The organism is Candidatus Desulfatibia sp. (assembly GCF_036446775.1).
Taxonomy (GTDB): Bacteria; Desulfobacterota; Desulfobacteria; order Desulfobacterales; family UBA11574; genus Desulfatibia_A.
Genome location: NZ_JAZFTO010000160.1, coordinates 1 through 5464, shown reverse-complemented (window position 1 = coordinate 5464; position 5464 = coordinate 1). Strand labels below are relative to the sequence as shown.

Sequence of the window (5464 nt, the reverse complement as noted above, 5' to 3'; positions counted from 1 at the left end):
ACAAGGGAAAGTGCTGAAGAAAAATAGAAACTTATAATTTTATGTACGTCCCGGAGGCAAATACAGTTTCATCTCTCCGAGGCGTAGGCTCTACGAGCCGGAGGCAGGAAACTGTGAAAATTATAAGTAAATCCTGAAGATCCCGTAGATCCTGTCTGATAAGTATTGGTTAAAATGTTTGCTTTTGAAGCGAATAACGGATATAATCGCTTTAAATCATGAAGCGATTAGAGGGATGTAATGCGTTATGTGTGGCAAAATGAAAATTGGGCGGAGTTCACATGGAACAGTGATCCACTGGTTAAACCCCTTGGACAGGCACGCATGCATCAGGGCAGGCTATTGAGCAAAGTGGATGCCCTAGGCTTGAAATTCAGCAACGAAGCCAGAGCGGAAATTTTAATTGAAGAAACCGTTAAAACCGCTGCGATTGAAGGCCAGACGCTGCAAAGAGATTCGGTAAGGTCATCGGTAGCAAAGCGCCTGGGATTGCCGACAGCCGGTTTGCCGGCTGCGAATCGATCTACCGATGGCCTGGTGGATGTGCTGCTGGATGCCACCGCCAATTATGATCAGCCGCTTACAACAGAAAGGCTGATGGCCTGGCAGGCCGCCCTCTTCCCTACCGGTTATTCAGGCCTCCGTAAGATACGAGTCGGCCAATGGCGAGGTCCGGAGCCAATGCAGGTGGTATCCGGCCCGGTGGGCCGGGAGAAAGTTCACTTTGAGGCGCCGCCTTCAGACCGGTTGGATAGCGAGATTAAAGATTTCCTCCGCTGGTGGGAAAAAGGATCGAAAAATATCGAAGGGCTGTTACGAGCCGCAATCGCCCATTTCAGGTTTGTCACCATTCATCCGTTTGAAGATGGTAACGGCCGAACCGCCAGGGCCCTGACCGATATGGCGCTGGCACAGGATGAAAAGCTCGGGTCCCGCTTTTACAGCCTGTCGACACGGATTATGGCCGAAAGGGATGAATATTACCGGGTGCTGGAGCAATGCCAGAAAGGAAACGGTAATATTACCGAATGGCTGGTGTGGTTTCTGGAATGTTTTGAAAGGGCGGTTGAGCATTCAGAAAGACTGATCTCAAATGTGCTGGCAAAGGCCCGGTTCTGGCAACGGCACGGGCAAACCCAATTAAATGAGCGCCAGCTAAAGGTCACCAACCGGTTGCTGGATGCCGGCCCCGGGGGTTTTGAAGGCGGCCTGACGACCCGGAAATATGTGTCCATGGCAAAGGTCAGCCGGGCTACCGCTTTTAGAGAGATAGCCGACATGGTTAAAAAACAGGTGTTGAAACAGAACCCGCCCAAGGGCCGCAGCTCCAGCTACGATCTCATATGGCCGGATAACGCTTAAACCGAGACTACCAGGGATTGCCGAATTCTCAAAACAGTTTCCTGCTGCAAGAAAACTTCTCGTCGGCAACCAGGGTATCCCGTTGGAAGAGTTTTTGCTCACGCCTGTGGATACGTTGTTTTAAAAAAGTTTTAAGCATTTTATGCTTGAGCTCACAAAAGAAGAATTTCAAAACTTGAGGAGCCATTTTGGCACCTCAAGTTGAATGCCGGTAAATGAAAACAATCTGTATGCATCTGTGTAATCTGTGGATAATATCTGTGTGCATCTGTGTAATCTGTGTAATCTGTGGATAATAATTGAAGTCTGTGTCTGTCTGGATGAGCTATGTTCCGGACAAAACATGCTGATGGGGATAGAGATTAAGTCTATATGGTCAACTATCTCCCTTGAAGTTCTTTATTAGTTAGGTAGCACCAAAAAAATAGTTAAATTGCATGACCGAGATCCCGACAGTGTGATTGAATGATGCTGATACCGTTTAAAGGAATAAAATTAGGCCCACGTCGCCAACAACATATTGATATCGTATGATAATTTGTACTAATCACTGATCAAGGTTTGACCCCGTTCACACCTACGCAGTGCTACGTCGCGCCGAGGTGACAGGTGAAAGGTGACAAATGACAAGTGACAAATAACAAGTGACAAATAACAACTGACAAATAACAACTGACAAATAACAACTGACAAGTTACAAATAAATCAAAGGTTAAGACAGAAACTTATAATCTAAGGGGCCCGGAAGCCACTGATGTCCTCACGATGTCCTTACTTTGTATCTTTTCTTACATGGAAATATGTTTCTTCGTAAATTTTTCTGCGGGGACCAATTGCGACAATTTCAGCAACACGCTTGGAAGCAATTCGATAAATAATTCGAAGTCTGCCGGCCTTGTAACTATGTAACCCTTTCAGATCATTTTTGAGGGATTTGCCGGAATGAGGATCAGACAGGATGTTCTTTAAGGCAAATTTCACCTTTCGTTTTAGCTCTGGGTGCAAGCCTCGTAGCGTTTCAGCAACGTCATCCGGAACTCTGACCTTAAACAACGTCTTTGGGGGAGATGCCATTTCACTTACATCAGTTCATCAAGAGTATAGATTTTGCTTTTCTTTTTCAATGCCAAAAGGCCTTGTTTAATTTCTTTCATAAGATCCGGATCAGATTTTATTTTTATGGTTTCTTTCCAACCTTCGTATTCATCAGGGCTAATCAGTACAGCCGCAGGTCTTCCGTTTTTGGTGATCACAATTTCTTCATCCATGGTGTTCACTTCTTCAACGAGTTGGCTGAGTTTAATTTTAACCTCAGATAACGATAAAATTTTCATGATAGACCTCTTTTTTAGTCGACCAATATTTTGGTCTACTATAATAATAGGTGTTAAAGATGTCAACAAACGTTTTAAAGCAAAATAAGTTTCAGTTTGGATTGCGGAGTGACTTCAACCCGTTTATCATCGGCTCCAGGCTGCCAGTTGCGACACTTCAGTCCGCAGCCTTGTTAGAGTTTCAGGGGAGTTGAACAGTTTCCGGCACAGTTCGCATTTACTATAGGTTATGATCTCGCGTGCCTTCATACCGGTAAAGGATGCGATATTTGTTATCCCCATGGTTCTAATGAGGTTGTGCAACCGGTCTGTTTCACTTTTAGTAAAAAGCTGTTCCATCGTATTGTCGTTCAGGTTCCCAAGGTAAAAAAAATTTGTTTCCGGGAAATGGCTCCCCGCATCGCAACAGGCGTACATGTCAAGATCCGGAGTAAGATAGGGGTTCATGTCGCAGCAGTTTGCCTGATAATCGGTCAAAATACTCCTGCGTTTGAAAGACTCCGCACGACCTGCATAGATGACGGGTTCGGGGAAAAACGTGAGGCAATGATTACGCAGAAACTGTTCATGCTGATCGTCTTCTTTGGAAAAATCGGTAATAAATGAAATAAAATAATTCAATCCGATCTTTTGGCAGCTGAGTGCCGCATTCAACACATTGTGCCTGTTTATATTTTTCTGGTGCCACTTTGAGTAACTCAATCTCAATTGGCAAAGCCCATTTTTTTTCAGTTCTGAAACAAGGCGGTCGGAAGACTCTGCTGTCTTTGCCCAAAAACTGTTGGTAACAATTCTCGTATATATTCCGATTTGGCTGCACAGTTTCACAAGCTCTGTAATTTTATTGAAATACAGAAACGGTTCACCAGCGGAAAAACTTATTCCGCCAACACCTGCCTGGGCCATCTCGACAATGATCTCTTTTGCCTTATCATGATCCATCTTCCTGCCAACAGAAAGATCTTCCGTGGCCACGCAGTGCTCGCACCTGATATTGCATTTGGTTGAGTATCCAAAAGCTAATTTGCGCATATTTAAATCTTCTCGTAAAAAGTCACGAATTCAATTAGAGATGGCTAAGTAAAAAGTTCGAGTTCAAGACGTCGCGAATTTCGTGGAATGAGGCGTACTTATGCACGCCGCAGTGAACACGGAATGAAGCGCAACGCAGAAATCGGACTTTTGACGAAGCCGTCAATATGTAGCATGAAACGCAGGAACAAGCCATATTCGGTTTATGACAACTCCATTTTGGTTACACCGGGATAACTGGACCCGGTAAGCGGCGGCAAAGCAAGACAGTATTAAAATAGGGTCAAAAGTAGCCCCCCCTTTTCCAGCTTTAAATAGATTCTTAGCGCCTTGGCCTGCCCCGTAGCTCCCCGTGGAACTACCGGGACAGGCCGACAGATGGTACTGGGGTGGCTAATAAATCTCTTAGCGCCTTAGCGCCTTTGCCTGCCCAGTGAAATTCACGATAGTGAGGAGCGCAGTTTACCCCGTAGGTTCGGAAAATCGTACTGGGGCGTATTTAACAGGGGCGTGAAACAAGTCAAACTAACCATTGATTTTTTTAAACATTTCATTTAAGGTCAAGCATTAATTTTTCCGGCACCACGCGATCTAAACATCTTAAATAGGGGGCTCTATGGCTCTACAAATAATAAAAGCCCTTATTTGCGCAAGAATGCTAAGAAGGGCTTTATCTTTTTGAGGTTCCCGGAAGTTCAACTTGAGATCACAAACTGTGACCTCAAAAGCATGACATAGTAAAGAAAGGTCGGAAGTTTTTAAGGTGCCAATTTGGCACCTCAAGTTGAATGCCGGTAAATGAAGATAATCTGCGTTAATCTGTGCCTGCCCCGTGCAATTCATGCCAATGAGGAGCGCAGTTTACCCCGTAGGTTCGGAAAATCGTACTGGGGCGTATTTCACTGGGGTAATCTGCGGTTAAATATAAAGATTGGTTAAAATGACTGACTTTTATAAAAAAAATTACAAAGCGTATCACCAAAAGACTTTTTCAATCGACCCATCATCGTTTTTAGAGCCTCTGGCCAGGCGGCTGCCGGCCGAAGCCTTTATTCTGGATGTGGGGTGCGGCAGCGGCCGTGATCTACTATGGATGAAGAATGAAGGTTTTGATGTCATCGGCTTTGAGCGCTCTCCCGAGCTGGCGGAACTTGCCCGGGAGAATGCCGGGTGTGAGGTCATCGAGGAAGATTTCGAGACATACGATTTTTCCACAATCCTCGTAGACGCTGTCATGCTTGTCGGCGCTATGGTGCAGACACCCTACGAAAGATTTGCTCAAGTTTTTAAAAACATAACAGCAGCAATACCTGAGAATGGAAGTGTATTAATCACGTTAAAAGAGGGCTGCGGAGACCGGACCCACGCAGATGGCAGAATTTCCTATCTGTGGGAGGACCCTGAGGCCCGAGAGTTGTTCGACACCCTCGGTTTCGAGGTCCGTGACTTTTCAAAGTCTGCCTCCAAAACCGGCAGCGGGGCTGTCTGGATGAGTTATGTTCTGGATAAATCCGGATAAAGGGGATGCTTTCAAATTAGTACAATGAAAATGAAGTCATATTTACCAAATAAATCTAAAGGTTAATACAGAAACTTATAATTTTATGTACGTCCCGCAAACCGTAAAGAACAAGAGATTTAACCCCGGTACCATCTGCCGGCCTGTCCCGGTAATTCCACGGGGAGCTACGGGGCAAGCGGGACAAGCAGGATAAAGGGGATGCTTTCAAATTAGT

General features: G+C 45.2%; 5 protein-coding genes. 2 read left to right on the top strand and 3 right to left on the bottom strand.

The genetic code is table 11. The annotated features are described in order from the left end of the window. The first annotated feature begins 240 nt into the window (after positions 1-240). On the top strand, positions 241-1362 hold the full coding sequence (locus V3S16_RS07935) for a Fic family protein (protein ID WP_413884139.1): 1122 nt from the start codon (positions 241-243) through the stop codon (positions 1360-1362). A 771-nt stretch (positions 1363-2133) separates the two neighbouring features. On the opposite strand, the gene V3S16_RS07930 is transcribed toward V3S16_RS07935, so the two are convergent. The 3 genes from V3S16_RS07930 to V3S16_RS07920 all read right to left on the bottom strand — a co-directional run bounded on the left by V3S16_RS07930 (position 2134) and on the right by V3S16_RS07920 (position 3728). Beyond that, positions 2134-2436: a type II toxin-antitoxin system RelE family toxin gene (locus tag V3S16_RS07930; RefSeq protein ID WP_413884138.1), complete on the bottom strand. Its 303-nt coding sequence runs from the start codon at positions 2434-2436 to the stop codon at positions 2134-2136. 5 nt (positions 2437-2441) lie between these two features. After that, positions 2442-2696, bottom strand: a complete 255-nt coding sequence (locus V3S16_RS07925; protein ID WP_413884137.1) for a type II toxin-antitoxin system Phd/YefM family antitoxin — start codon at positions 2694-2696, stop codon at positions 2442-2444. Positions 2697-2822: 126 nt separating this feature from the next. Further along, complete coding sequence (locus tag V3S16_RS07920; protein ID WP_413884136.1) at positions 2823-3728, bottom strand: radical SAM protein; 906 nt, start codon at positions 3726-3728, stop codon at positions 2823-2825. Between the two features lie 940 nt (positions 3729-4668). Between V3S16_RS07920 and V3S16_RS07915 the strand changes: the two genes are divergently transcribed. Then, the gene (locus V3S16_RS07915) at positions 4669-5247 is read left to right on the top strand and encodes a class I SAM-dependent methyltransferase (protein ID WP_413884135.1); all 579 of its coding nucleotides are present in this window, start codon (positions 4669-4671) and stop codon (positions 5245-5247) included. Positions 5248-5464 lie beyond the last annotated feature (217 nt).